The 24796-nt window shown below is 45.1% G+C and carries 23 protein-coding genes; 20 read left to right on the top strand and 3 right to left on the bottom strand.

Going from position 1 to position 24796, the window contains the following annotated elements; all coding sequences use genetic code 11:
- Positions 1–45 precede the first annotated feature (45 nt).
- The 3 genes from pseC to ACXAFM_RS14215 all read right to left on the bottom strand — a co-directional run bounded on the left by pseC (position 46) and on the right by ACXAFM_RS14215 (position 2808).
- Complete coding sequence (gene pseC / locus ACXAFM_RS14205; RefSeq protein WP_474834990.1) at positions 46–1224, bottom strand: UDP-4-amino-4,6-dideoxy-N-acetyl-beta-L-altrosamine transaminase; 1179 nt, start codon at positions 1222–1224, stop codon at positions 46–48.
- A complete protein-coding gene (gene pseB / locus ACXAFM_RS14210; RefSeq protein WP_474834992.1) occupies positions 1221–2222 on the bottom strand; it encodes a UDP-N-acetylglucosamine 4,6-dehydratase (inverting) in 1002 nt (333 codons plus the stop codon). The genes pseC and pseB overlap by 4 nt, the downstream gene beginning before the upstream one ends.
- A gap of 130 nt (positions 2223–2352) precedes the next feature.
- A complete protein-coding gene (locus ACXAFM_RS14215) occupies positions 2353–2808 on the bottom strand; it encodes an adenylyltransferase/cytidyltransferase family protein (RefSeq protein WP_474831543.1) in 456 nt (151 codons plus the stop codon).
- Positions 2809–2982: 174 nt separating this feature from the next.
- On the opposite strand from ACXAFM_RS14215, the gene ACXAFM_RS14220 reads away from it, so the two are divergent.
- The 20 genes from ACXAFM_RS14220 (at position 2983) to flhA (ending at position 24785) form a co-directional block, all read left to right on the top strand.
- Entirely contained in the window at positions 2983–3777 is a 795-nt protein-coding gene (locus ACXAFM_RS14220; protein WP_474834994.1) for a flagellin, read from the top strand.
- 163 nt (positions 3778–3940) lie between these two features.
- On the top strand, positions 3941–5404 hold the full coding sequence (locus ACXAFM_RS14225) for a sigma-54 dependent transcriptional regulator (protein ID WP_474834996.1): 1464 nt from the start codon (positions 3941–3943) through the stop codon (positions 5402–5404).
- Between the two features lie 136 nt (positions 5405–5540).
- Entirely contained in the window at positions 5541–6683 is a 1143-nt protein-coding gene (locus tag ACXAFM_RS14230; protein WP_474834998.1) for a sensor histidine kinase, read from the top strand.
- Between the two features lie 16 nt (positions 6684–6699).
- Positions 6700–8037, top strand: coding sequence for a sigma-54-dependent transcriptional regulator (locus tag ACXAFM_RS14235; protein WP_474835000.1), 1338 nt, complete (start codon positions 6700–6702; stop codon positions 8035–8037).
- A gap of 263 nt (positions 8038–8300) precedes the next feature.
- A complete protein-coding gene (gene fliE, locus ACXAFM_RS14240; protein ID WP_014997639.1) occupies positions 8301–8636 on the top strand; it encodes a flagellar hook-basal body complex protein FliE in 336 nt (111 codons plus the stop codon).
- Positions 8637–8648: 12 nt separating this feature from the next.
- A complete protein-coding gene (gene fliF, locus ACXAFM_RS14245) occupies positions 8649–10343 on the top strand; it encodes a flagellar basal-body MS-ring/collar protein FliF (protein WP_474835002.1) in 1695 nt (564 codons plus the stop codon).
- 12 nt (positions 10344–10355) lie between these two features.
- A complete protein-coding gene (gene fliG, locus ACXAFM_RS14250) occupies positions 10356–11396 on the top strand; it encodes a flagellar motor switch protein FliG (RefSeq protein ID WP_025254367.1) in 1041 nt (346 codons plus the stop codon).
- Positions 11397–11483: 87 nt separating this feature from the next.
- Positions 11484–12266 carry a flagellar assembly protein FliH gene (gene fliH, locus ACXAFM_RS14255; protein ID WP_474835004.1) on the top strand — a complete coding sequence of 261 codons (783 nt, stop codon included), beginning with the start codon at positions 11484–11486 and terminating at the stop codon, positions 12264–12266.
- Entirely contained in the window at positions 12259–13593 is a 1335-nt protein-coding gene (gene fliI / locus ACXAFM_RS14260; protein WP_474835006.1) for a flagellar protein export ATPase FliI, read from the top strand. The genes fliH and fliI overlap by 8 nt, the downstream gene beginning before the upstream one ends.
- A gap of 72 nt (positions 13594–13665) precedes the next feature.
- Positions 13666–14112 carry a flagellar export protein FliJ gene (fliJ, locus tag ACXAFM_RS14265; protein WP_474835008.1) on the top strand — a complete coding sequence of 149 codons (447 nt, stop codon included), beginning with the start codon at positions 13666–13668 and terminating at the stop codon, positions 14110–14112.
- A gap of 349 nt (positions 14113–14461) precedes the next feature.
- On the top strand, positions 14462–16738 hold the full coding sequence (locus ACXAFM_RS14270; protein WP_474835010.1) for a flagellar hook-length control protein FliK: 2277 nt from the start codon (positions 14462–14464) through the stop codon (positions 16736–16738).
- Between the two features lie 226 nt (positions 16739–16964).
- Entirely contained in the window at positions 16965–17501 is a 537-nt protein-coding gene (gene fliL / locus ACXAFM_RS14275) for a flagellar basal body-associated protein FliL (protein WP_474835012.1), read from the top strand.
- A gap of 27 nt (positions 17502–17528) precedes the next feature.
- The gene (gene fliM, locus ACXAFM_RS14280; protein ID WP_118489991.1) at positions 17529–18587 is read left to right on the top strand and encodes a flagellar motor switch protein FliM; all 1059 of its coding nucleotides are present in this window, start codon (positions 17529–17531) and stop codon (positions 18585–18587) included.
- 17 nt (positions 18588–18604) lie between these two features.
- Positions 18605–19012, top strand: a complete 408-nt coding sequence (gene fliN / locus ACXAFM_RS14285) for a flagellar motor switch protein FliN (protein WP_474831515.1) — start codon at positions 18605–18607, stop codon at positions 19010–19012.
- A gap of 28 nt (positions 19013–19040) precedes the next feature.
- Entirely contained in the window at positions 19041–19493 is a 453-nt protein-coding gene (gene fliO, locus ACXAFM_RS14290) for a flagellar biosynthetic protein FliO (RefSeq protein ID WP_474835014.1), read from the top strand.
- Positions 19486–20241 (top strand): flagellar type III secretion system pore protein FliP, encoded by a 756-nt coding sequence (gene fliP / locus ACXAFM_RS14295; protein WP_474835016.1) that lies wholly within the window; start codon positions 19486–19488, stop codon positions 20239–20241. Before fliO ends, fliP begins: the two co-directional genes overlap by 8 nt.
- Positions 20242–20249: 8 nt before the next feature.
- Positions 20250–20519 carry a flagellar biosynthesis protein FliQ gene (gene fliQ / locus ACXAFM_RS14300; RefSeq protein WP_012517675.1) on the top strand — a complete coding sequence of 90 codons (270 nt, stop codon included), beginning with the start codon at positions 20250–20252 and terminating at the stop codon, positions 20517–20519.
- A 12-nt stretch (positions 20520–20531) separates the two neighbouring features.
- The gene (gene fliR / locus ACXAFM_RS14305; protein ID WP_474835018.1) at positions 20532–21311 is read left to right on the top strand and encodes a flagellar biosynthetic protein FliR; all 780 of its coding nucleotides are present in this window, start codon (positions 20532–20534) and stop codon (positions 21309–21311) included.
- Positions 21312–21395: 84 nt separating this feature from the next.
- The gene (flhB, locus tag ACXAFM_RS14310) at positions 21396–22520 is read left to right on the top strand and encodes a flagellar biosynthesis protein FlhB (RefSeq protein ID WP_474831506.1); all 1125 of its coding nucleotides are present in this window, start codon (positions 21396–21398) and stop codon (positions 22518–22520) included.
- Positions 22521–22685: 165 nt separating this feature from the next.
- Entirely contained in the window at positions 22686–24785 is a 2100-nt protein-coding gene (gene flhA, locus ACXAFM_RS14315) for a flagellar biosynthesis protein FlhA (protein ID WP_474831504.1), read from the top strand.
- Positions 24786–24796 lie beyond the last annotated feature (11 nt).

Genomic DNA, 24796 nt, shown 5'->3' on the forward strand with positions numbered 1-24796 from the left:
ATGGCTGTCGTGTAAGTGGGAAACGCATTCGCGTGTTGACTTACATTAAGCTTTTAACCTTTTTAAAGAATTGACCGACGATATAAAGGTATCGGCAATAAAATCTATTTGTGAAGTCGTTAGCTTGGGAAAGATGGGAAGAGTTATCGCTTGGCTGTAATAGCGCTCAGCATTAGGGAAGTCTCCCACCTTAAAACCTAAGTCGGTATAGTAGGGTTGAGTATGAATGGGAATGTAGTGAAGGTGCGCAAATATGCCTTTTTCTCTGAGTGTTTCAACAAGCTTACTTTGCTGTTGTTGAGTTAGCTCTGGTATGCGAACGATATACAAGTGAAAGCTGCTGTAAGCCGCTTCATTGACAACTAACGGTGTGATGTCCTCATTCTCTGCAAACCTCTCGCTGTACCGCGCTGCTACAGAATTCCGTTTAGCAATAAAGTCGTCTAATTTAGTTAATTGGCTTGTGCCAAGTGCGGCTTCAATATCGTTCATTCTGTAGTTAAAGCCCAATCCAACCTGTTCATAGTACCAAGGCCCGTGAGCCTTACTTCGCATTACACTTGGGTCGTTTGATACGCCATGACTCCTCAATAGACGCATCTTGTCTGCTAAATCCTGTTGATTTGTCATTGCCATTCCACCTTCCATAGTGGTTATAATTTTCACGGGGTGAAAACTAAATACACATATATCAGAGTATTTGCAGCTGCCGACGGTGCTACCAGCATACTTTGCACCCACGGCGTGAGAAGCATCTTCAATGACTTTGAACTGGTACTGCTCAGCAAGATTAGCAATTTGTGCCATATCGCACGGTTGGCCTGCGAAGTGCACAGGAATAATGACCTTGGGTAGACAGTTCTTTTTTTCCGCTTCTACTAATTTATCGGTCAATGCATCAATACACATATTTCCCGTATTGATGTTTATATCGACAAAATCTACAGACGCACCACAGTAGAGAGCGCAATTAGCGGAGGCAACGAAAGAGTTTGGTGATGTCCAAACTCTATCGCCTGCACCGACATCTAGCGCTAAACACGCAATATGTAGCGCCGATGTTGCGCTGTTCACAGCGATGCCGAATTGGGCATCACAGTAAGATGCCAACGAGCTTTCGAATGCCGGAACGCGCGGTCCCTGAGTAAGCCAATCTGATGTGAGTGTTTTAACAACAGCGTCAACATCCACATCGTCTATGTCCTGACGACCATAGGGGATCACTTTTTCGCTTCCTCATTAAATTCCGCAATTTCATCAATAGAAAGAAAGTGAGGGTTAGTATCTGAAACATACTCAAATGCTTCATCTACTGGCTTACCTTTCTCTTCTAATGCATTGCTTGTGAAATTATTGCTGCGGTGGAAGAATTTAATAGCAGGAGCAATAACAAAGTGATCGTCGAACTCAAAGGTGTGAAACGCCATGTCGCCAGGACACATCATTTCGTGCAGTTTTTCACCAGGCCTAACGCCAACAATTTTTATTGGTAAGTCAGGCGCCATAGCTTTAGCTAAATCAGTAATTCGTATAGAGGGTATTTTGGGAACAAAAATCTCCCCTCCTAGCATGCGCTCGAAATTTTTAAGTACAAAGTCTACGCCCTGCTGTAGCGTTATCCAAAACCTTGTCATGTCTTGGTGCGTAACAGGGATATGGTCAGTACCTTCTTGAATCAATTTATTAAAAAACGGAACCACTGAGCCGCGAGAGCCCACCACATTACCGTATCTAACAACTGAAAAACGCGGTTTTCTAGCCCCTACCATATTGTTAGCTGCTACAAACAGTTTGTCAGACGCAAGTTTTGTTGCACCGTATAGGTTAACTGGGTTCGCGGCTTTGTCAGTGCTAAGTGCAATCACTTTACTTACACCGTTATCGATAGCAGCATTAATGACATTTTCCGCGCCATCAATGTTGGTTCTAATACACTCTGTGGGATTGTACTCAGCAGCGGGAACCTGCTTCATTGCTGCAGCATGGATAACATAGTCAACCCCCTGCATCGCACGGGTTAGCCTGTCTTGATCCCTAACATCACCAATGAAATATCGCATGCAAGGAGCATTAAATATTTGTTGCATTTCGAATTGCTTTAATTCGTCGCGAGAGTAGATAATCAAACGCTTTGGCTTATAGCGTGATAATAGTGTTTCAGTATATTTGTGACCAAATGAACCTGTTCCACCTGTTATCAATATTGACTTACCGTCGAACATATTTTGCCCGCTATTTTTATGATTTAAATTTAAATATACCATGTGTCGGCAGTATTGCCATAAACCATTAGGCCATAACGATTATTTCGTCAAATACTGTTAGAAAAGGGCGCATCGCCCGTCTGCGGAATTACAGCCGCTGTACCAACGCATTTAAATGCTCAGTTAGACTTTGCAATTGGCGAATTTTCTCATTTTGAATTTCGCTGATAACGGTTTTGAGCTCAGTAGTAGAGACATCTTGTGTGCGTGGTAGGTACACTACTTTAACGATATCTTGCAGATCATCGAACTTTCCAATCCAGTCATCACCCATCGCGAATATGTCAGCGCCTTCTCGCTTAAGGTCTTCTCGCTTTTGTTCCCAACAATTTTCTTGAAAGACGCTGTCGACATAACGGCAGGAGAGCAAAATTTCCTTTCTATCTTCATAAGGTATGACAACGTTTTTACCTTTCACTGTATTGAATTCATCAGAGGACAAGCCAACCACTAGCCTATCGCCTAAGCTGTGTAATCGCTTTAAAAGCCTTACATGCCCTATATGGAATAAGTCGAAGGTGCCGTACGTCACCACAGTAGTCATAGCATTAATCTCTGAAAATAAACAAACTGCACACTCACTATTTATCGGCAAGTCAAACTATTCCATGAGTGTATAGATTTGTTAGTAAAAGTATCGACTATTATACCAATGGTTGGCTACATATTGCTTAGATTTCTGCTAAACTTAAAGTGTTACAGACTTTAGGAAAGCATCATGCAAGTTAATAGTTCAACGTCCTCACTTCTCAGTCAAGTACAAGAGAAGCAAGAATCCTTAATGGAGAAGCTTGCCAGCGGTAAGAAAATTAACAATGCATCTGACGGCGCAGCAGCCCAACAAATTATCGATAGGCTGACTTCCGAAGTTGAGGGAAACCGTCAATCATTAAACAATGTATATGATGGTATTTCACTCGCACAAGTAGCTGAAGGTGGTTTAGGTAGTATCAATGACGATGTAAACCGCATTCGTGAGCTTACCTTACAGTCTGGTAGTGGTGTTTTGAGCAGTGGCGATCGCCGTGCTATCCAATCTGAAATAACCCAGCTACAAGAAAATATCTCGTTTACCATAGAGCAGACGAATTTTGCTGGAAAGCCATTATTGTCTGAAAATGGTTCACTTGAATTCCAATCAGGTTCAAGTGCGGGCCAGTCCATCAGCGTCAACACACAAGATGTTGCTGCTCAATTAAACGATGTGCTGTCTATCGATATTACGTCAGGCACCAGTATTGATGATGCATTGGGCGCAGCAGATGCGGCGATAGAAACTCTCGGCAGTGCACGGGGCGATTTGGGCGCCACACAAAATCGTTTCGAAAGTGCTGCGCGCTCACTCACTCAAGCTAATGTAAATACTGCGGAAGCACGCAGTCGTATTCAAGATTTAGATTTTGCGCAAGCTGCTTCGCAACAAGCTTCAAACGACGTATTAGGCCAAGCGGCCCTTACCGTTCAAGCGCAAGCGAATCAGCAGCAAAGTCAAGTATTATCGTTATTAAGCTAGGCTACATGGTGTCGGGTAGGCTAAATTTAATCGAAAAAAGCAGGGTAACCTGCTTTTTTTATTGATATATTTCCCAAAACAGCGGTTGCGCTCCGATCTTTTGTCGTTACAATTTAGAAATGCGCTAAACTGTAAATAATAACAAAGCGTTCTCGGGGAATTGATGAAGAACATTTTGCTGATTAGTGATAATCAGGAACTTATTCAAAACTTGGAAACTATCGTTACCTTCATGGGAGAGTCGTGTCAGTCACGAGGCTTCGGTGGATGCGAGCGATACCTCCATGAAAGTGGTGCTGATGCCGTGCTTATCGAGTACCGCTCGCCCACAGTGGTAAGTAATCTGGTAGAAAAGTTTCCGCACATACCGTTTGTCGCATTGGTTGAAAGTAATACACAAGCGACGGCGAGTTGCAACCTGGTTAGTGTTATTGCAACACCTTTAACCTATCCTGTATTAACGCAGGCGATACACCGTTGCCAAGAATATTCGAGACGTAAACCCGGATTATCTCGTGCTTCGGGGACCAAAACGCGTTTATTCAGAAGCCTAATTGGTAAAAGTGAACAAATTCAAATTGTTAGGCGTTTAGTAGAGCAAGTTGCACCTACTGATGCTACCGTGTTGATTTTAGGTGAGTCTGGTACGGGTAAAGAAGTGGTTGCGCGCAATGTTCACTTCTTATCTGAACGTAAAGACGGGCCCTTTATTCCCGTAAACTGCGGTGCTATTCCTGGCGAGCTGCTAGAAAGCGAACTGTTTGGCCATGAGAAAGGCGCGTTTACCGGGGCTATCAGTGCACGTAAAGGACGCTTCGAACTAGCCGAAGGCGGTACACTTTTTCTTGACGAAATCGGCGACATGCCATTGCAAATGCAGGTTAAATTGCTCCGTGTTCTTCAGGAACGAACTTATGAGCGCGTAGGTGGTAATAAGCCACTCCAGTGCAACGTACGCATTATTGCTGCAACGCACCGCAACTTGGAAACTATGATCAGCGAAGATAAGTTTCGAGAAGACTTGTACTACCGACTCAACGTTTTCCCAATCGACAGCCCTGCGCTTCGACAAAGAAAAGATGATATCCCCTTACTACTTCAGGAATTGAATAGTCGAATTCAAGGAGATGGCGTTGAAAGCGTACGCTTTACCGAGCAAGCTATTGCGTCGCTTATGGAGCATGAGTGGGCGGGGAACGTTCGTGAACTCTCAAATTTAGTTGAGCGATTAACAATCCTTTATCCAGGACAGATTGTTGATATTGCTGATTTACCGGAAAAGTATCAGTACGGTGATGTTCAGGCTTACGAGCCAGACTACCCCGAAGAAATGCTTGAGCGTGAAGCCTTTAATGAACTATTTGCTGAGGCTGCAGCGCAAGAGCCAGAAGAAGACGTTAGCCAGCAGAGTCACGACGGCCTAAACGGTATGGTGTCGTCTTCGTTACCTGCAGAAGGTGTTAACCTTAAAGAGTACCTTTCTGAGCTCGAAGTGAATCTCATCAAGCAAGCCCTGGAAAACCAAGATTGGGTAGTAGCACGTGCCGCCGACAAGCTTGGAATGCGCAGAACCACGCTCGTTGAAAAAATGCGGAAATACGATATCCAGCGTACTGAAGAAGCGTAATGTCAGCTAATTGACGTTGCGCTTTTCCTTAAAAATACCATCTATCCTACTGATAAATAAGCTAATATCAAGTTGGCATATCTTCTGCTTTATCTAAGCCATAGTTAAACAGCGTCTGCAATTTGACGAGGGCAATATGGCTTTTGACAGCACACCACAATCTCCAGAGTATTTCGCATCTGCCTATGCAATTAATGGTGGCGGCTCGGCAATTCCTCATAGTGATTATAAAACCTCGCCTAGTGAAGATGTCGAGTCGCTGAGACTGCAAGCAAGTCGATTAGAACATTTACTTCAAGTGATGCCAGCAGGCGTCATTGTTATCGACGGAAAAGGCATCGTTCGCCAAGCCAACGAACAGGCGAAAGCGCTATTAGGCGAACCGCTTGAAGAAGAAGTGTGGCGAAGCATTATTACACGCTCGTTCAAGCCTCGCGCTGATGACGGCCATGAAGTCTCGCTGGTTGATGGTAGAAGAGTAAAACTTTCTATTACACCACTGGAAAACGAGCCAGGTCAGCTAATTGTTATTACTGATTTGACTGAAACTCGTCAGCTGCAGGCTCGAGTAAGCCACATGCAGCGTTTATCTTCCCTTGGAAAAATGGTGGCATCACTTGCTCACCAAATTCGTACCCCACTTTCAGCCGCTATGCTTTATGCGTCGAATTTAACGCGCAAAGGTTTAGGCGAAGAAGCGCAAACCCAGTTTGCCAACAAACTAACTGACAGACTTAAAGAATTGGAAAGCCAAGTTAACGACATGCTGCTTTTCGCTAAATCTGGAGAAGAACAGGTGGTCAGCCAAATCAGTTTGGGAGAGTTGTTCACATCGATAGAGGGGAGTGCCCATAGCATGACAACTCAAGCGCAGCAGACGTTAACGTTTTCAGGGTTTGAGCAAGATGTTTCTATCACGGGCAATCTTACAGCGCTTCAAGGTGCGGTGTTAAACCTTATCCACAATGCAAGCCAAGTTACATCCAAAGGCGAATGTGTGCACGTTCAGGCAACAGTAAGTGATCAGCGTTTACATGTATCTGTGGTCGATAAAGGACCAGGGGTTCCAGATAGTCTTAAAAATAAAATATTTGAACCGTTTTTTACAACCAAAACTCACGGCACAGGTTTAGGCCTTGCCGTAGTGAAGTCAGTGGTAAATGCGCACAGCGGTTCACTTAACATCACTGACGTTCCAGATGGTGGCGCTTGCTTTAGCGTGTCGCTACCTTGCTCGGCAAATGCTAAATCCTCACAAACATTGACTCATGTTGCGTAAGTCATAGGAGAGAATAATGTCTAAAACTACCATTTTAATTGTTGAAGATGACGCAGGTTTACGCGAAGCGCTCCTAGACACCCTTTTGCTAGGTAACTATAACGTGGTTGCTGCCGATTGCGCGGAACAAGCATTGATGATGCTATCGTCACAGAATGTGGATCTGGTGGTTAGTGATATTCAAATGGGAGAAATGAGTGGCTTAACGCTGCTAAAAAGCATTAAAGCTAAATACCCTAATATGCCTGTGCTGTTAATGACGGCCTACGCCACTATTGATGATGCGGTTCAGGCAATGCGAGATGGTGCAACTGACTACCTTTCAAAGCCTTTTGCGCCAGAAGTATTACTTAACTTAGTGGGGCGCTACGCGCCTGCACAAAAAATTGAATCACGTACTCCAATCGTAGCTGACCCTTCAAGTTTGAAGCTACTTGAGCTTTCGCGGAAAGTTGCGAAGTCTGAAGCTACCGTTATGGTTATGGGCCCAAGTGGATCGGGTAAAGAGGTACTGTCTCGATATATTCATGATCAGTCACCGCGAAGCGATGCGCCTTTTGTCGCCATCAATTGTGCTGCTATTCCAGAAAATATGTTGGAAGCCACTTTGTTTGGTTACGAAAAAGGGGCCTTTACCGGCGCTATTCAGGCTTGTCCGGGTAAGTTCGAACAAGCTCAAGACGGCACCCTGCTACTTGATGAAATAACTGAGATGGATTTGGCACTGCAGGCTAAATTACTGCGCGTGTTACAAGAGCGTGAAGTAGAACGCCTTGGCGGCCGAAAAAACGTTAAACTTAATGTGCGAGTTATTGCTACGAGTAACCGAGATTTAAGAAAAGCGGTAGATGCAGGCGAATTCAGAGAAGACTTATACTACCGCTTAAATGTTTTCCCAATCGAGTGGCGGCCCCTAGCTCAACGTCCAGGCGACATTGTACCTCTCGCAGAGCATCTCGTGCAGCGTCACGCCAGTTCACAGGGTTTGGGTACCATCAGATTAAGTGCTGCTGCACGCAATAAATTGTCGCAATATAGCTGGCCAGGAAACGTTCGAGAATTGGAGAACGTGGTTCAACGCGCGCTTATTCTTTGTGAAAACAATGAAATAGATGCTAGCGATCTAATGATTGACGAAGACATGTCGGCCCCGCTTGAAGTTGCACAAGAGCAGGTTGAAGACAACAAATTGGGCTCGGAGCTTCGTTATCAAGAGCACCAAATTATTCTTGATACCTTGGTATCTTGTAATGGTAAGCGCAAAGACGTAGCAGAAAAGCTAGGTATAAGCCCTCGTACCCTACGTTATAAACTAGCGCGTATGCGTGAAGATGGTATTGAAGTGCCAGCCTAAGGTATCGATGACCTCAATATTATCTACCTAAACCTTAATAAAGTGTATCCTCATTATCCGTCGCCTCTGTAGTGAAAAAGGCGGCGGTTTTTTGTTACTCACATTAAAGCAAACGCCATAAATTTGGCTTACCCTCTCATTTTCCCTGTATCTGTCTGATATTAAATGGTTTTTAAAGTTGGCAAGCCCTTTGCTAAATCCCTTCTATACATAAGTTATACGCCGATATTCAGACGGTTTTTAAAGAAACGCTAGGAGTGGTTATGGACGTTAAAGCCAATAGTTTGTATCAAGAAATGCAGAACATGATTGGGCAAACTCGTCTTCAAGTTAATGAGCCTCAACAGCAGCCGCTTAGTGAAGTTAATAGCTCGGCAAGTGATTTCTCGACCATGCTTAAGAATGCGGTTGATGGTGTAAATGGCATGCAGCTCGAATCAAAAGATGCACAGCAACGGTTTGAAATGGGCGACCCAAGTTTAAGTTTAGCGCAAGTTATGCTGACGAAAGAAAAGGCGGGTATTGCTTTTGAAGCCACTGTTCAAGTACGTAACAAAGTACTTGAAGCCTATAAAACAATAATGAATATGCCGGTGTAGGTGGAGTAGGTTATGGCTGAAGCTACAGGTACAAACCTTACGGTTCCTGATCAAAATCAAGCAGTGGACAATGAGCCAGAAAACAAATCTGGTTTTATGGATACGTTAGGCAGTGCAGATATGATGCGCCAAATGGCTCTTGTGGTTGTTTTGGTCATCTGCGTTGCCATCGCAATCTTTATTCTTATCTGGTCGCAAGAACCTGATTATCGCCCCCTTGCGAAAATGGAAACCCAAGAGCTTATTGAAACTCTCGATTATATGGACGCAAACCAAATCGACTATAAGCTTGAGGGCAATATTGTTTATGTAAGAAGTGACGAATTTCAAAATATCCGTTTGGGCATGACCCGCCAAGGGTTAACCAAGGCCTCTGATGCTGGTACCGATATCATTATGCAGGATATGGGGTTTGGTGTTAGCCAGCGTGTTGAAATGGAACGTTTAAAACACGCCCGCGAGCAACAAATTGCTGCAACCATTGAAGATATCGCCAGTATTCAAAAAGCCCGTGTTCTTTTAGCTATGCCAAAAGAGAACGTGTTTGCACGTAGAGAGAAGAAAGCGTCTGCAACCGTTGTGCTAACGGCTAAGCGCGGTGCCGTTATTGCCGGTGAAGAGGTTGATGCGGTTGTCGATATCGTGGCATCTGCAGTTCAAAACATGGAGCCGTCTAAAGTAACAGTAACAGACAGCAATGGCCGCCTGCTTAATTCGGGTTCACAAGATTCAATGAGTGCCCGTGCCAGAAAAGAATACGAAATTGAACGTCAGCGCGAGCAAGAGTACTTAGAAAAAATCGACGCCATACTCATTCCAGTTTTGGGCATAGGTAACTACACGGCGCAAGCTGACGTTACGATGGACTTTACTGCTATGGAGCAAACCCAGCGCAGCTACAATCCTGATTTACCTGCGATTCGCAGTGAAATGATCATGGAAGAGAACAGCGTGGGTGGCGGTGTTGGTGGTATTCCTGGTGCATTGTCAAATCAGCCTCCGTTAGATTCTAATATTCCAGAAAATGCTGTGGGCGGTAATCAGCAAACTATGCCAGGGCGCACAGCGAAAGAATCGACTCGTAACTACGAGCTTGATACCACCATTAGTCATACCAAAAAGCAGACAGGTGTGATCCGCAGACTAAGTGTGTCGGTGGCAGTGGACTATGCCCAGGTTTCAGGCGAAGACGGCGCTATAACGCCAACCCCACGCAAACAAGAAGAAATTCTTAACATTCGTAGGCTTTTACAGGGCGGAATCGGCTTTGATGTAACCCGCGGCGACTCGCTAGAAGTGGTTAGCGTACCCTTTACTCGTATGGATGCAGGTGAAATTGAAGATGCGCCTTTGTGGGAACAGCCAGGATTTCTGCCAATTCTTAAGCTAGTTGTTGGTGGCTTGGTTATAATAGTACTTATCATCTTTGTAATTCGACCTATGCTGCGTCGTCTTATCAACCCTGATGAGTCTAACGAAGCAGATGAATTTGACGCTGATGAAGGCTTAGACTTAGGCGATGACACCATTAGCATGTTAACGTCTGACTTTGACGAAGGGCAGGTAGGCTTTGCGCCAGATGGCTCACTGATGCTACCTGATCTACACAAAGACGAAGATGTACTTAAAGCCGTACGTGCCCTAGTGGCCAATGAACCAGAATTATCAGCCCAGGTAGTGAAGGGCTGGTTAATGCAAGACGAGTAGTGAGATAAGATTATGGCTGAAGAACTTGCCAATGTTGAAGAACCGTCATACGACGTCAGTAAATTAGAAGGCGTAGAAAAAGCGGCCATCTTACTACTTAGCTTATCTGAGGAGGATGCGGCGCAGATATTAAAGCATCTTGAACCAAAACAAGTGCAGAAGCTGGGTTCTGAAATGGCGAAAGTGGACGATATGACGCAAACCAAAATTACGTCAGTTCACAAACACTTCATTGAAGAGATTCAGAACTACAGCACTATTGGCTTCCAGAGCCAAGACTTTGTTAAACGAGCGCTAACTGCGGCCTTAGGTGAAGACAAGGCGGCAAACCTTATCGATCAGATCCTAATGGGCAGTGGCGCAAAAGGTCTAGATTCACTGAAATGGATGGACTCTAAGCAGGTGGCGAGCATTATTCGTAACGAACACCCGCAGATCCAAACCATTGTACTGTCTTATCTAGAGCCTGAGCAAAGCGCTGAAATTTTGGCGCAATTCCCAGAAAAAGTACGTCTTGATTTGTTGATGCGTATTGCGAATCTAGAAGAAGTTCAGCCAGCAGCACTGCAAGAACTAAACGAAATCATGGAGAAACAGTTCGCAGGTCAAGCGGGAACGCAAGCGGCGAAAATGGGCGGCTTGAAGTCTGCAGCGAACATCATGAACTACTTGGATACCGCGATAGAAGGTCAGCTAATGGACGCTATCCGCGAGCAAGACGAAGAGATGAGCCAGCAAATTCAGGACCTGATGTTTGTATTCGACAACTTAGTCGATGTAGACGACAAGGGCATTCAGGCAATACTGCGCGAAGTACAGCAAGACGCGCTGCTTAAAGCCATTAAAGGCGCTGACGAAGAGCTTAAAGATAAAATTATGCGCAACATGTCCAAGCGTGCTGCTGAAATGCTTGGCGATGACTTGGAAGCGCTTGGTCCTGTTCGTATCAGTGAAGTCGAAACTGCACAAAAAGAAATTCTATCTGTTGCCCGTCGACTTTCTGACTCAGGTGAAATTATGCTTGGCGGCGGTGGCGGTGAAGAGTTCTTGTAAGCGCTCTTATGCCCTTACGGCTGCAGCCGAAGTAGAACTAGGCCTTGTAATAAATAGCCTCGAAATAAAATGTCTCTGGTAAAAAACATGTCTGGTAATAAAAATTTCAGTGAAAACGAGATAAACGAAGCTAAAGCGTGGGATCTGCCATTTGTTGATGATCCAAGGGCATCTAAAAAAGACGAGACAACCAATGCACTGAACAAACGGTCAGATTGGAAGTATGAGCCCCCTGAAGTTGAAGAAGAAATCAAGCCTCCTACTGCTGAAGAGATAGAAGCTATTCGCCAGGCTGCCTATGATGAAGGTTTTCAGGAAGGCAAAGAAAAAGGTTTTGAAGAAGGTAAAGCTGAAGGTCTTGAAACAGGCTTGGCCGAAGGTAAAGAGCAAGGTCATAACGAAGGTTTGGAACAAGGTTTAGAAGAAGGTCGCCAGCAAATGGCAACCCAAGCCGAAGTGTGGCAAATGCTTGCTGAAAAATTCCACGACCCACTTTCGCAAGCTAACGATGAAACCCGTGACCAGTTGGTTAAACTTGCCGTAACACTCGCAAAAGCTGTGATTAAAACAGAAGTTAGCACTAACCAACAGGTGATACTTCAAGCGTTAAGCGAAGGCATTAAGGCGTTACCCATTAATCAAGCAGACTATCAAATTCACATGAACCCAGACGATATTGAATTGGTAAAAGCGCATTTCGGCGATGAAGAAATTGCCAAAAAAGGGTGGAGTTTGGTTGAAGCCCCAGCAATGGAACGTGGCGGTTGCGATATTACCACTGCACAAAATGCTGTAGATGTGTCTGTTGAGCGCCGGTGTCGTAACGTTATAGATAAATTTTTACTAAACCAAGGTTTGTCAGATGACTAGCCCTTGGCATTCGCATTTTGAATCCCTCACAAAACAGGTTTCTTCTCCGCCGGTTGTTGCTGCCGGCAAGTTAGTTCGTGGTATCGGTTTAACTCTCGAAGCGGTGGGGTGTCAGCTACCCGTTGGTAGTCAGTGTTTAGTGCAAACTATAGAAGGTGAAATAGAAGCTGAAGTGGTTGGTTTTGGCGATGATATAACCTATTTAATGCCCACCGAAGCGGTGCGCGGTATTGTGCCTGGAAGCCGCGTGATGCCGTTAAACCGACAAAGTGGTTTGCCAGTAGGTATGGGGCTTTTAGGGCGTGTGGTAGATGGCAATGGTCAGCCCCTTGACGGTTTAGGTGAGATAAATGCCGAAGCCCGGGCGCCAACAACTAGACCGCCAATGAACCCGCTTATTCGCCGGCCAATAAACGCACCTATGGATGTCGGCGTACGCGCCATTAACGCACTCAATACGGTTGGTGTAGGTCAGCGTATGGGGCTTTTCGCAGGAAGTGGGGTAGGTAAAAGTGTGTTATTGGGCATGATGACCCGGGGCTGTGAAGCCGATGTGGTTGTTGTAGGGCTTGTCGGAGAGCGTGGCCGAGAAGTAAAAGAATTTATTCATGAAATCCTAACAGAAGAAGAGCGCAAACGTGCAGTTGTAGTGGCTGCACCTGCTGATACTTCACCGCTTATGCGTTTAAAGGGCTGTGAAACAGCGGTCACCATTGCTGAATATTTTCGTGACAAAGGCATGAAAGTGCTGTTGCTCATAGATTCTTTAACCCGTTATGCCATGGCTCAGCGCGAGATTGCGCTGGCTGTGGGTGAGCCTCCAGCAACCAAAGGCTATCCGCCTTCGGTTTTTGCTCGGCTTCCTGCATTGGTAGAGCGTGCTGGCAACGGTAGCGAGCGACAGGGCTCTATTACGGCTTTTTATACGGTATTAACTGAAGGCGACGATTTGCAAGACCCCATAGCAGATGCTGCTCGTGCCATTTTAGACGGTCACGTGGTCTTATCTCGAACTCTTGCTGATAGCGGTCATTACCCCGCAATTGATATTGAAGCGTCGATAAGCCGTGTAATGCCTATGGTTGTTAGTGAAGAGCATCAACTTATGGCTCGTCGTATTCGCCAGGTTTACTCAAACTACAAACAAAACCAAGATCTTATTTCTATTGGCGCTTATGCTAAAGGGTCAGACCCACGTATAGATTTAGCCATTCGTGCAGAGCCCGCTATCAATGCTTTGTTGCAGCAAGGAATGAAGCAAGTCATTCCTTATGACGAATGCCTAGAAGGTATGGCAGCCCTCGCCAAAGGGTTAGGGCAGGGATGATGGCTTTTTTAGCAAAAAGTAATAGAACGCTCTTGAAGAAGAAGTCAGAATTTTTGAGTAAGGGCGCTAAAAATGTCTAAACAACTAGAGCGTCTAGCCGAGTTTGAGCGAGAAAAAGAGCAGCGAGAAGCCCAGTATTACCAGCAGGCTCAGCAGAACGTTAATCAGCAAAAGCAAAAACTAACTAGCCTTGAGCAGTATCGCATTGATTATATCAAAGGTATTCAACAAACCGGTCAAGCCGGCGTTACGGCTACCTATTATCAACAACACTTATCCTTTGTTGGAAAATTAGATAAAGCGTGTGAACAGCAAATGCAAGTGATTGCTCGCGCACAAATGGCAGCGGACCAGCGCAAGCAAATATGGCTAAAGCAGCAGCAGAAAGTCAAAACCGTTACCTTGTTGCTTGATAAGAAAAAATTGGCTGAACAGAAAAAAGAAGCCAAAGCCGAGCAGGCCATGATGGATGAATTTGCCACACAACGATTTTTCAGAGCTAAGCGCTCTCCTTTCTAATAAATAGTATGTTCTCAAGCCACTTTGGCTCAACCCTTGCTAAATCAATATGAAATGTAACAGCGCGCCTTAGTTTTAATGCAATGGTTATTACGCTCTAACAGTGTTTTTTGAAGTTCTACACTTATTACAAAGTATGAAATTCAACGAAAGCGAGCATAAAACCTAATGCCAAACGATAGCCATAAAGGTTATCTGCGTAGAGCTAAGTGATTGAAATTTAGATAAGCGTTGGTGGGTTTGCGATTTACTTCTCTCGGTCTGTATAAAAATAACGCCCAGTGATTGATTCGCATCACATAACGTCTTTTTGGTGAAAGACGAGATAAATGTAGGACGGTAGGACAATATGCAACAAGTTGCCGCACATAAAACAGACATTGCCGCATTACCTTTTTCTGCTTCTAGCACAGCTAAAGCGGTTGAAACAGGTATTGGTACGCAACAGCAAGCGAATAGCGAAAACAACCAAGCATTTAATCGACTTTATCAGGAAGCAAAGTCAAGCAAATCAGATTTTGTTTTAAATGACAAAGAGACATTTAACTCTCAGTCTCGGGATAGAAGCCGTTCGACCAGCTCATCTGCTAATACTTCAGTTTCTAATGAAACGGTAAAAAAGGGAAAAGACCGGGATGCGGGCCATACCAATCTTCCTAGTGACGAGAAAGTAACAGACAATCCTGCAGAGTCAGCGCCAGTTACAAAAGAGGAAAATGCTGCCTTTGCTCGAAAAGAGATAGAAGAAAAGACAGAAGCACAGCTCAACTCGGGCGATAAAGAAAAGGCCAGTTTGACGGTAGATGACACTGAAGGTGGGGTTGAACAAAAAGGCGTAACCGAAGTCGATTTTGTTATTGGAAAAGGCGGCAAAAAAGATGCTGAGGCAGGCATCATTACCACGCCAGGTACGCCTGATGGAAAGCCGGATAAGGTTGATGAAGAACCAGACTGGGTTGCCTATGTTGCAAGCCTAGCGGATCGCTTTGCTAAAGCTGATGAAACAGAACAAGCTCAAGTGCCATCTGGAAACAGAACAACCAATGGTATTTCTGAAGCTTCAGACGAGACGGTTAATGTTCTTTCTGTTGAAGAAAACGGAAAGCTTTGGAAGATCCCTGACGGTGTAGATGCAAGCGACGTTCCCTCGGTAATGGCACATTTACTTTCTCAGTTAAATAGTGGCAGAAGTGAGGGGCAAATCGCTTTCGAATCTCTTTCGAATGACGCACAACAAACGCTGAGTGCTTTAACCGAACTATTAGTTGGCGGCAAAAGCGAACAAGATAGCGCCGGCAGCGAACAAAATAGTGCTAACGGCGAAGCGAACGCTGAACAACCAGAAATTCTTGTCAACGATAAGTTAGATTCAAATGCCAATGAACTTTCAACGCTAATAGCGCAACTCTTACAGCAAAAAGAAAGCGATAGCAGTGCAGAACAAAGTGTAAGCAATGGGACTGAGGAAGCGCAGGCAAATAGTAAAAATGCTGCAGAAGAATCGCTTGTATTAAGTCTGTTATCTGATGAGCTTAAAACGATGCAGCAATCATCTTCAGATGAAGCCAGCTCTCAATTAGAAGCCTTGTATTCTGACGCAATCACTGACGGAGCTGTTCTAGAAAGTGGTGCTGTAAATAGTAGCGTGGCAGACAAAAGTAAGGTAGCGGTAACTGACACAGCGTCAGTGATGAATAACCAAAGTGCTATACCTCCAAACAATGGCTTTGAAATGACCGGTGATCCACAAAGCGACTTATTAACTGCATTAAGTGAACTTTCCCCACAAACTGCACAAAAAGCTACCGAGGCATTTGCTGAACGTGTAGTTACAGTAATGCCAAGTGGTGCACAACAACAAGCTGTGAAGGCAAATATCATTGCCGGTATTAATGAATTTCAGCAACAAGTTCAGCAAGGTAGAGAGCCTGGCATTGATTTGTCGGCTATTGTGACTGATGCCGCCAAAGAAGCGGCAGTGAATACTGACGTTATTGCATCGATGACTGCTAGGGTCGATAGCCAGGCGAGTCAGTTTCTTAACTTGATGACGCAAACACAGGCCAGCGCCCAACAAGCTTTCGCAAGTATGGTAGGACAAACCGATACGGTAATACAGGAAAACTCACAGCTTCGCGCTGAAGCGTCAAAATCTCAGCAGCAGTTTGAAGGCTTTGATAAAGCGGTCAACATTCATAAGCCAGAAGGCCAGCAGCAGCTAAATGAAAAAATTCGCTGGATGGTTAACGCGCGCAATACCATGGCTGAAATTCGACTTGATCCGCCGGAAATGGGCAGTATGCAGGTTCGGGTGAACGTTGCAGGTGACGCAGCAAGCGTAAGCTTTGTTGTGCAATCTCAACAAGCAAAGGAAGCGCTAGCCGATGCCATGCCTAAATTACGAGATATGCTTTCTGAGCAAGGCATTGAGTTAGGTGATGCTGAAGTAAGAAAAGATAATTCGTCAGGTAACGAAAATGGCCAGCAACTTGCAAACGATAATAGCAGAGGAAATGGCACCGGAAACCGTGGAGAAAATGACGGTTTAGACGACATGGGTGAAACGCGGATTATTGAGCAATCAGTGACGCGGGCAGCCAAGGGTGGAATTGATTTCTATGCTTAAAATTAAGCAAAACTATTATCAATAGGTAGCATGGTGAGATTATTTTAAGACTGCTATGTTTGGAGTATTCGTTTAATTCCGAGGGAACGGTTCAATGAAACGCTGCTTAATGCGAGTGAATGGTTACTGCTACAGTATCAACAAGCTGTAGATACTAATTATGGCATTGCCATTTGCAGTGGAAAATTGATAATACGTTTTTTTTAATATTACTGATGAGTTACACATGGCTGATGAAGAGTTACAGGTAGAAGAAGGCGGTAAAAAGAAAGGCAAAATGATGTTGATTATCATTATTGCCGTGGTTCTGGTCGGTGGGGGTGCTGCCGCTTATTTCTTGCTTTTCGCGGGTGGCGATGAGCCTGCAGCCGAAGAATTGGCTGAAGCTGATGCTGCGGCCGCAGCTGAGAGTGCACCGGCGGCTTCAGGTAATGCTGAGATAGGCACGGCGCTCTACGTTGCTATGCCAAGACCTTTCGTTTTCAACGTGCCGGGGTCGGGCCGAGACAGGCTTGTTCAAATTAAAGTACAGCTATTAGTACGTGGCTCTGACAACGAAGAGTTAGCAAAAACGCATATACCGCTTATTGAGGGTACGCTGTTGCAAGCTTTCAGTACGTCAAATGCAGACGACTTGGTTACAGAAGCGGGTAAAATTGAGCTTCGTGAACAAGCGGTAACTGAAGTGCAAAAAGCATTGAAGGACATTACGGGCAGCGACGTTGTAGAGCGCGTATTGTTCACTGGTTTTGTCATGCAGTAATGCATTGGCTAAGTAAGGTAGAAGACGGTGAGTGATTTATTATCTCAAGATGAAATCGATGCCCTATTACACGGGGTAGATGATGTAGAAGAGGAAGAGGTCGGCAGTAGCGACTCTGATGCTTCTACGCTCGAGTACGACTTCTCCTCGCAAGATAGAATTGTGCGTGGGCGTATGCCTACGCTCGAAATTGTGAATGAACGTTTTGCCCGTCACATGCGTGTAAGTTTGTTCAACATGATGCGACGTTCAGCTGAGGTATCGATTAACGGTATTCAGATGATCAAGTTTGGCGAGTACATTCATACGTTATTCGTTCCAACGAGTTTGAACATGGTGCGTTTCCGTCCACTCAAAGGCACGGGGCTTATTACCATGGAAGCCCGCTTAGTATTCATTTTGGTAGATAACTTTTTCGGCGGCGATGGCCGATACCATGCGAAAATTGAAGGCCGGGAGTTCACGCCAACAGAACGCCGCATTATCCAGATGCTGCTTAAAATAATCTTTGAAGATTATAAAGAAGCCTGGGCGCCTGTCATGGACGTGTCTTTTGAATATTTAGACTCAGAAGTAAACCCAGCCATGGCGAACATTGTGAGTCCGACTGAAGTGGTGGTCATTAGTTCGTTCCATATAGAGCTTGATGGTGGCGGTGGCGACTTCCACGTGTCCTTGCCATACTCAATGCTAGAGCCTATTCGCGAATTGCTCGATGCGGGTGTTCAAAGCGATAAAGAAGATACAGATTTACGTTGGAGTAAGGCGCTTCGCGATGAAATTATGGATGTGAAAGTAGGTTTAACCACGCACATGCTAGATGTGGATGTACCGCTTCGCGATGTGATGGAGTTTAAGCCCGGGGATATCATACCTGTGGAAATGCCGGAAACCATCACAGTATTAATTGAGGATTTACCTACGTTTAGAGCCAAACTAGGTCGTAGTCGCGATAATTTGGCGCTGAAAATAGTAGAGAAAATTGCAAGACCGACTTCAGTGAAGTCTGAGCTACAGTTATTAACCCGCGGTGGGCGCATTATTGATAATGACGCAGAGCTGCAAGTACTCGAAGAAGACCTGTAAGGTAGAGGGGAGTTCCCATGAGTGAAGACGGTATGGACGATTGGGCAGCGGCAATGGCCGAGCAAGCCGAATCTGAGGCGGAACAAGAAAATGGCGATAACGAAGACGTGCAAGTTGCCGAACTTGACGAATTAACAGATGATGCGCCAATTACGCAAGAAGAGAAGAAAAAGCTAGATACCATTCTAGATATTCCAGTGACTATTTCGATGGAAGTCGGTCGTAGTCAAATTAGTATCCGAAATCTGCTACAGTTGAACCAGGGGTCTGTGGTGGAGCTGGATCGTGTTGCCGGTGAGCCACTAGATGTATTAGTTAATGGCACGTTGATTGCTCATGGAGAAGTAGTAGTGGTCAACGACAAATTCGGTATTCGATTAACGGATGTTATTAGTCAAATTGAGAGAATCAAGAAGCTCAGATAAAACTTCTTATAAACTAAGGGGTTGCGCAATGCTGCCCCTTTTATTTAGTCAGCTTGCGTTTGCACAGTCGACTCAATCAATCACCAATCCCACATCGATACTGTCAATTTTCCTTTCCTTACTGGTGGTCGTAGGCGTTATTTTCGCCTTAGCGTATGTAATGCGTCGATTTAATGTCACTGCGATGGGCACAAACCAAATGAAAGTGGCAGCCAGCATGGTTGTTGGCACAAAAGAGAAAATCATGGTGATCCAAGTGGGCGACGAACAGCACCTTATTGGTGTTACTAGTCACAATATCTCACATCTAAGTAAGTTAGATAAAAACCTCGATGTGCCGGTGAAAGGACTAAATAAAGCCACAGGAGAGCAGCAAAATGGGGCTGAGGCGTTTAAACAAAAGCTTGTTGCAGCCATGGCAGGAAAGCTCAACCCCAACATAGAAAAAAATCAAACACAGGAAGAGTCGAGAGATGCGTAAGTTTGCCTGGCTACTTTTAACCCTACCGCTATTGCTTGTTGTGGAGCCTGCTTATGCTCAGCAGGGGATTTCAGCAGTAACGGTAACGACTAATCAAGATGGTTCTCAAGATTACAGTATGACGCTTCAAGCGCTGTTTATCATGACAGCGCTAAGCCTTATTCCTGCGTTTATCATGATGATGACCTCGTTCACGCGTATCATCGTGGTGCTTTCTATTTTGCGCCAGGCTATTGGCCTTCAGCAATCACCATCAAACCAGATTTTAATTGGCGTAAGTTTGTTTCTATCCATGTTTATTATGGCGCCAGTGTTTGAAGAGGTGAATGAGCGAGCCTTGCAGCCATACCTTAACGAGCAACTCACCAGCTTAGATGCGTTAGAGCAAGCCAAAGGTCCTATGCGCGCATTTATGCTTTCCCAAACACGGGTAAAAGACCTAGAAACATTTGTACGAATAGCCGGAGATGAAGGAAAATACGCCGATACCAATGAAGTACCGCTAACTATCCTCATTCCAGCATTTGTAACCAGTGAGCTTAAAACCGCGTTTCAAATTGGTTTTATGCTGTTTATTCCTTTTCTCATAATTGACTTAGTGGTCGCATCTATATTGATGGCCATGGGTATGATGATGCTTTCACCTATGATTGTATCTTTGCCGTTTAAACTCATGTTGTTCGTGTTGGTTGATGGTTGGAACCTGATTTTCGGTACGTTGGCGACCAGCTTCGGTATGGGCGTCTAGGAGGGCTTATGTCACCAGAAGTCTTTGTAGAAATACTGCGAGAAGCCATGTTTATGGTTATCGTATTGGTATCTGCGGTGATTGTCCCAAGCCTCATCGTGGGCTTAGTAGTGGCAGTATTTCAGGCTGCTACCAGTATTAACGAACAGACCATGAGCTTCTTACCGCGCTTACTTGTTACGCTTCTTGCGCTGAGTTGGGGAGGAAACTGGTTAGTGCAGCAGCTTATGGACTTTACATTCAGAATGGTTGATATGATCCCGCAGGTTGTGGGATAGAAGGCTGATACTTTGGAAGTCGAACTCGCCACCATCAATCAATTTCTTGCGGACATGCTGCTACCATTTATGCGCATTAGCGGCTTATTCGTGGCCATGATTGGCTTGAGTGCTAAATCAATTCCCCCGCAGGTAAGAGCCTTGTTGGGTATAATGCTTACTCTCATTATCATGCCGGTAGTGCCTCCGTCACCCATAGAAAATTTAGTGGATGTGGGCACATTTTTAATTGTTATTCAGCAATTGCTAATAGGCATTGCTATTGGTTTTATATCAATGATGGTGCTCAATACCTTCGTGCTTGCAGGCCAAATTATAGCAATGCAAACCGGCTTGGGGTTTGCGTCAATCGTTGACCCCGTAAACGGTATTAACGTGCCTGCAGTAGGCCAGTTTTATTTGATACTAGCCACCTTATTGTTTTGGACATTAGATGGGCATTTGTCCATGATCCAAATGATAGTCATGAGCTTTGAGGCGTTTCCTATAGGTGAAGCATGGTGGACCGGTGAACAGTTCCGCGACATTGCCCACTGGGGAGGCTGGATGTTTATATCGGCAGTGACCCTGTCTCTTGCGCCAATCGTATCGCTGCTTATCGTAAACTTGGCGTTTGGTGTAATGACAAAAGCTGCGCCACAGCTGAATATTTTTAGTATTGGTTTTTCCATTGCTCAGGTAATGGGATTACTGATTATCTGGATAACGCTAGATAACTTTACTGCGCACTTTGAAACCCAATGGTTTAGAGCCGAACAGTTTATGTGTGAATTATTGAATATTTGTCGTTAGACAAGCAATGCTAGTCGTTTGCAGAGTATGGCGAGACTGTGAACAGATTGGTTGGATAAACTAGGCGAGAGAGCATAATCGAGCATGGCAGATTCAAGCGAAAAAACAGAAGACCCCACGGGGAAAAAACTCGAAGATGCCCGAAAAAAAGGGCAGCTAGCCCGTTCCCGTGAACTATCCACTACGTTGGTGCTTATCGTCAGTGCCTTTATGTTTTTATTTGTAGGCGGCTGGATTGCTGAATCTGTTTTTAAACTTACTCAGCGAATGTTCATCCTTTCTCGTGACGAAACCTATGATATCACCCACATGTTTGGCGCGTGGGGTGAAGCTTTTTCTGCGGTAGGTCCAGCGGTATTGCTTTATATGGTGGTTGCTATGATAGCGGGCATTTATGGCTCTATCGCCCTTGGTGGTTTCAACTTTACTTGGGAAGGCGCGAAGCCCAAAGGCTCTAAGATGAGCCCAATTCAAGGGTTCAAGCGAATGTTCGGCACGAACGGCTTGGTTGAGTTGCTAAAATCCATAGCAAAAGTGGTGGTCATAATTGGCATGGCTATTGGGGCGTTACTGTTCTTTGAAGATGAAGCGCTCCACCTTGATATGGAGCTTTATCCGGGAAACATCTTTCACGCACTCGACATGCTCAAGTGGGCGTTTCTTATCCTGGTGTGCGGCATGATCCCCATTGCACTCATCGATGTGCCTTATCAAATGTATAAGCACAATAAAGAAATGAAAATGACCAAGCAAGAGGTTAAAGACGAGCGAAAAAATGCAGAAGGCGACCCTATGGTAAAAGGGCGTATTCGTCGCTTGCAATATCAGGCGGCAACTAAACGCATGATGCAGGAAGTCCCACAGGCAGACGTTGTTGTGACTAACCCCACCCACTTTTCTGTAGCCATTAAGTACGACGAACAGGGAATCAGAGCCCCAGTTGTGGTAGCAAAAGGGGCTGATGAATTGGCTATGCATATCAGAAAAATTGCTACCGCCAATGACGTACCTTTAATACCTTCTCCTATGCTCGCTCGTGCCATCTTTTATTCGACAGAAGTCGACGATGAAATTCCGAACGCCTTATTTATGGCGGTAGCGCAGGTGCTAGCACACGTCTATCAGCTTAAAGCACATAGGGCAGGAAAGGGTAAGCGTCCTAAACCACTTAAACGAGATTTGCCTATCCCTCCAGAATACCGTCGCTAAGTGACTATTTTACTGCGGTTTTTTTTGCCTTTTTATACTTGTCGCATACTTTTGGGCTCTATTGGTGTATGTATATGCCGCTTTGTATAAAGCTGGCACGTTAGTTGAAAACTCTATTGAAGATTTACATAAAGCGTCAATTTTCTGATAGAGAGACACCCAGCCATGCAGTTATCCGGTTATCTTCAGCGATTCGATAAAAATCAGCTGCAAAATTTTACCAGTGGTTTAGGCGCGCCTATTGTCCTTTTGGCAATCATGGGAATGGTAATACTACCCATGCCGCCGTTTTTACTCGACGTATTGTTTAGCTTTAATATTGCGCTCTCTCTCGTCATTATTTTGGTAGCGGTACTCACCCAACGCCCTGTGGATTTTGGTATTTTCCCACTTGTACTCCTAATAGCGACAGTTCTGCGTTTGGCGCTTAACGTTGCGTCTACGCGGGTTGTATTACTGTACGGCCACGAAGGGGGAGATGCGGCAGGTAAAGTGATTGAAGCCTTCGGTGCTGTGGTTATCGGTGGTAACTATGCTGTAGGTATTGTTGTCTTCGCTATCCTTCTTATTATCAACTTCAAGGTAGTAACTGCTGGTGCGGGACGTATTTCAGAAGTGAGTGCTCGCTTTACCTTGGATGCTATGCCAGGTAAGCAGATGGCAATCGATGCCGACCTTAATGCAGGCTATATCGACCAAGACCAGGCGCGTCAGCGTCGCGAAGAAATAACCGCAGAGGCTGACTTTTACGGGTCGATGGACGGTGCATCAAAGTTTGTAAAAGGCGATGCGGTTGCCGGCCTTTTTATCATGCTTATCAATATTGTTGGCGGCTTATTCATAGGCATGATTCAGCACGGTCTTTCATTTGGAAATGCCATAGAGATCTACACCATTTTGACCATTGGTGATGGTTTGGTGGCGCAGATACCTTCATTGCTACTTTCGGTAGCAACAGCGATTATCGTTACTCGAGAAAACGAAACCCAAGAAATGGGTAAAGAGATCCGTGGTCAGCTAGGAAATAATCAAGCGCTCTATATAGCATCAGGCGTGCTTTTCGTCATGGGTATCATTCCGGGTATGCCTCATATCGCATTCTTGGGTTTTTCATTTTTGATTGCGGGCTTCGCATATTGGCAGACAGTTCAAGCTAAGAAGAAAGCTGAAGAACCTCAATTGCCAGAGAATATATCAAAAGATGAAACTGTTGCACCTGAAGTTAAAGAGCTGGGATGGGACGACGTTCAGCAGGTGGATACCATTGGTTTAGAAGTGGGCTATCGCTTAATTCCGCTTGTTGATAAATCTCAAGGTGGTGAGTTGTTGACACGAATTAAAGGCGTACGTAAGAAACTATCGCAAGAGTTGGGCTTCCTTATTCCACCTGTTCATATACGCGACAACTTAGACTTAGAGCCTAACACTTATACCATCGCTATGCTCGGCGTCACTATTGGCGATTCCGTTATAAGTCATGACGAAGAGCTTGCCATTAACCCAGGGCAAGTGTTCGGAAAATTAGAAGGACGCGCTACTAAAGACCCTGCTTTCGGGCTAGATGCGGTGTGGATTAAGCCTAATAAGCGCGAGCACGCGCAAACGCTTGGATACACGGTTGTTGATGCCGCTACGGTTGTGGCGACTCATCTAAGTCAGTTACTTTCAAATAACGCCTATCAGTTACTTGGGCATGAAGAAGCGCAACAGCTTCTAGATATGCTGGCCAAACAGCACCCTAAATTGGTGGAAGGACTAGTACCAGATATTCTCCCGTTAAGTACGGTAGTGAAAGTACTGCAAACCTTATTGTTTGAGGGCGTGCCTATTCGCGATATGCGTACCATTGTACAAACGCTTAGTGAGTACGGTACACGTAGCCAAGACCCAGATGTACTGGTGTCTGCAGTGCGTATTGCCCTTAAGCGTTTAATCGTTCAGGAAATTACTCAGGGGGCAAAAGAGATACCTGTCATAACCTTGGCGCCAGAGTTGGAACAGATGTTGCACCAGTCACTTCAAGCAGGTGGCGAAGACGGTGCTGGCATAGAGCCAGGTCTGGCAGACAAGCTGCAGAAATCATTGCAGCAAGCCAGTCAGCAGCAAGAGTTAGAGGGAGAGCCTGCGGTACTCCTTACCTCTGGAATGCTACGACCCGTACTGTCTCGCTTCTTAAAGTATTCGGTTGTTGGGCTTCATGTTCTTTCTTACCAGGAAGTGCCTGATGACAAACAAATAAAAATAGTCAGTTCGGTCGGTCAATAATCTGACACTGG

The organism is Alteromonas sp. ABD4_190 (assembly GCF_056160105.1).

Bases quoted from the DNA above. Each gene is read 5' to 3' on its own strand.
- pseB (WP_474834992.1), bottom strand. From the start codon at position 2,222: ATGTTCGACGGTAAGTCAATATTGATAACAGGTGGAACAGGTTCATTT.
- ACXAFM_RS14215 (WP_474831543.1), bottom strand. From the start codon at position 2,808: ATGACTACTGTGGTGACGTACGGCACCTTCGACTTATTCCATATAGGG.
- ACXAFM_RS14220 (WP_474834994.1), top strand. From the start codon at position 2,983: ATGCAAGTTAATAGTTCAACGTCCTCACTTCTCAGTCAAGTACAAGAG.
- ACXAFM_RS14225 (WP_474834996.1), top strand. From the start codon at position 3,941: ATGAAGAACATTTTGCTGATTAGTGATAATCAGGAACTTATTCAAAAC.
- ACXAFM_RS14230 (WP_474834998.1), top strand. From the start codon at position 5,541: ATGGCTTTTGACAGCACACCACAATCTCCAGAGTATTTCGCATCTGCC.
- ACXAFM_RS14235 (WP_474835000.1), top strand. From the start codon at position 6,700: ATGTCTAAAACTACCATTTTAATTGTTGAAGATGACGCAGGTTTACGC.
- fliE (WP_014997639.1), top strand. From the start codon at position 8,301: ATGGACGTTAAAGCCAATAGTTTGTATCAAGAAATGCAGAACATGATT.
- fliF (WP_474835002.1), top strand. From the start codon at position 8,649: ATGGCTGAAGCTACAGGTACAAACCTTACGGTTCCTGATCAAAATCAA.
- fliG (WP_025254367.1), top strand. From the start codon at position 10,356: ATGGCTGAAGAACTTGCCAATGTTGAAGAACCGTCATACGACGTCAGT.
- fliH (WP_474835004.1), top strand. From the start codon at position 11,484: ATGTCTGGTAATAAAAATTTCAGTGAAAACGAGATAAACGAAGCTAAA.
- fliI (WP_474835006.1), top strand. From the start codon at position 12,259: ATGACTAGCCCTTGGCATTCGCATTTTGAATCCCTCACAAAACAGGTT.
- fliJ (WP_474835008.1), top strand. From the start codon at position 13,666: ATGTCTAAACAACTAGAGCGTCTAGCCGAGTTTGAGCGAGAAAAAGAG.
- ACXAFM_RS14270 (WP_474835010.1), top strand. From the start codon at position 14,462: ATGCAACAAGTTGCCGCACATAAAACAGACATTGCCGCATTACCTTTT.
- fliL (WP_474835012.1), top strand. From the start codon at position 16,965: ATGGCTGATGAAGAGTTACAGGTAGAAGAAGGCGGTAAAAAGAAAGGC.
- fliN (WP_474831515.1), top strand. From the start codon at position 18,605: ATGAGTGAAGACGGTATGGACGATTGGGCAGCGGCAATGGCCGAGCAA.
- fliO (WP_474835014.1), top strand. From the start codon at position 19,041: ATGCTGCCCCTTTTATTTAGTCAGCTTGCGTTTGCACAGTCGACTCAA.
- fliP (WP_474835016.1), top strand. From the start codon at position 19,486: ATGCGTAAGTTTGCCTGGCTACTTTTAACCCTACCGCTATTGCTTGTT.
- fliQ (WP_012517675.1), top strand. From the start codon at position 20,250: ATGTCACCAGAAGTCTTTGTAGAAATACTGCGAGAAGCCATGTTTATG.
- flhB (WP_474831506.1), top strand. From the start codon at position 21,396: ATGGCAGATTCAAGCGAAAAAACAGAAGACCCCACGGGGAAAAAACTC.
- flhA (WP_474831504.1), top strand. From the start codon at position 22,686: ATGCAGTTATCCGGTTATCTTCAGCGATTCGATAAAAATCAGCTGCAA.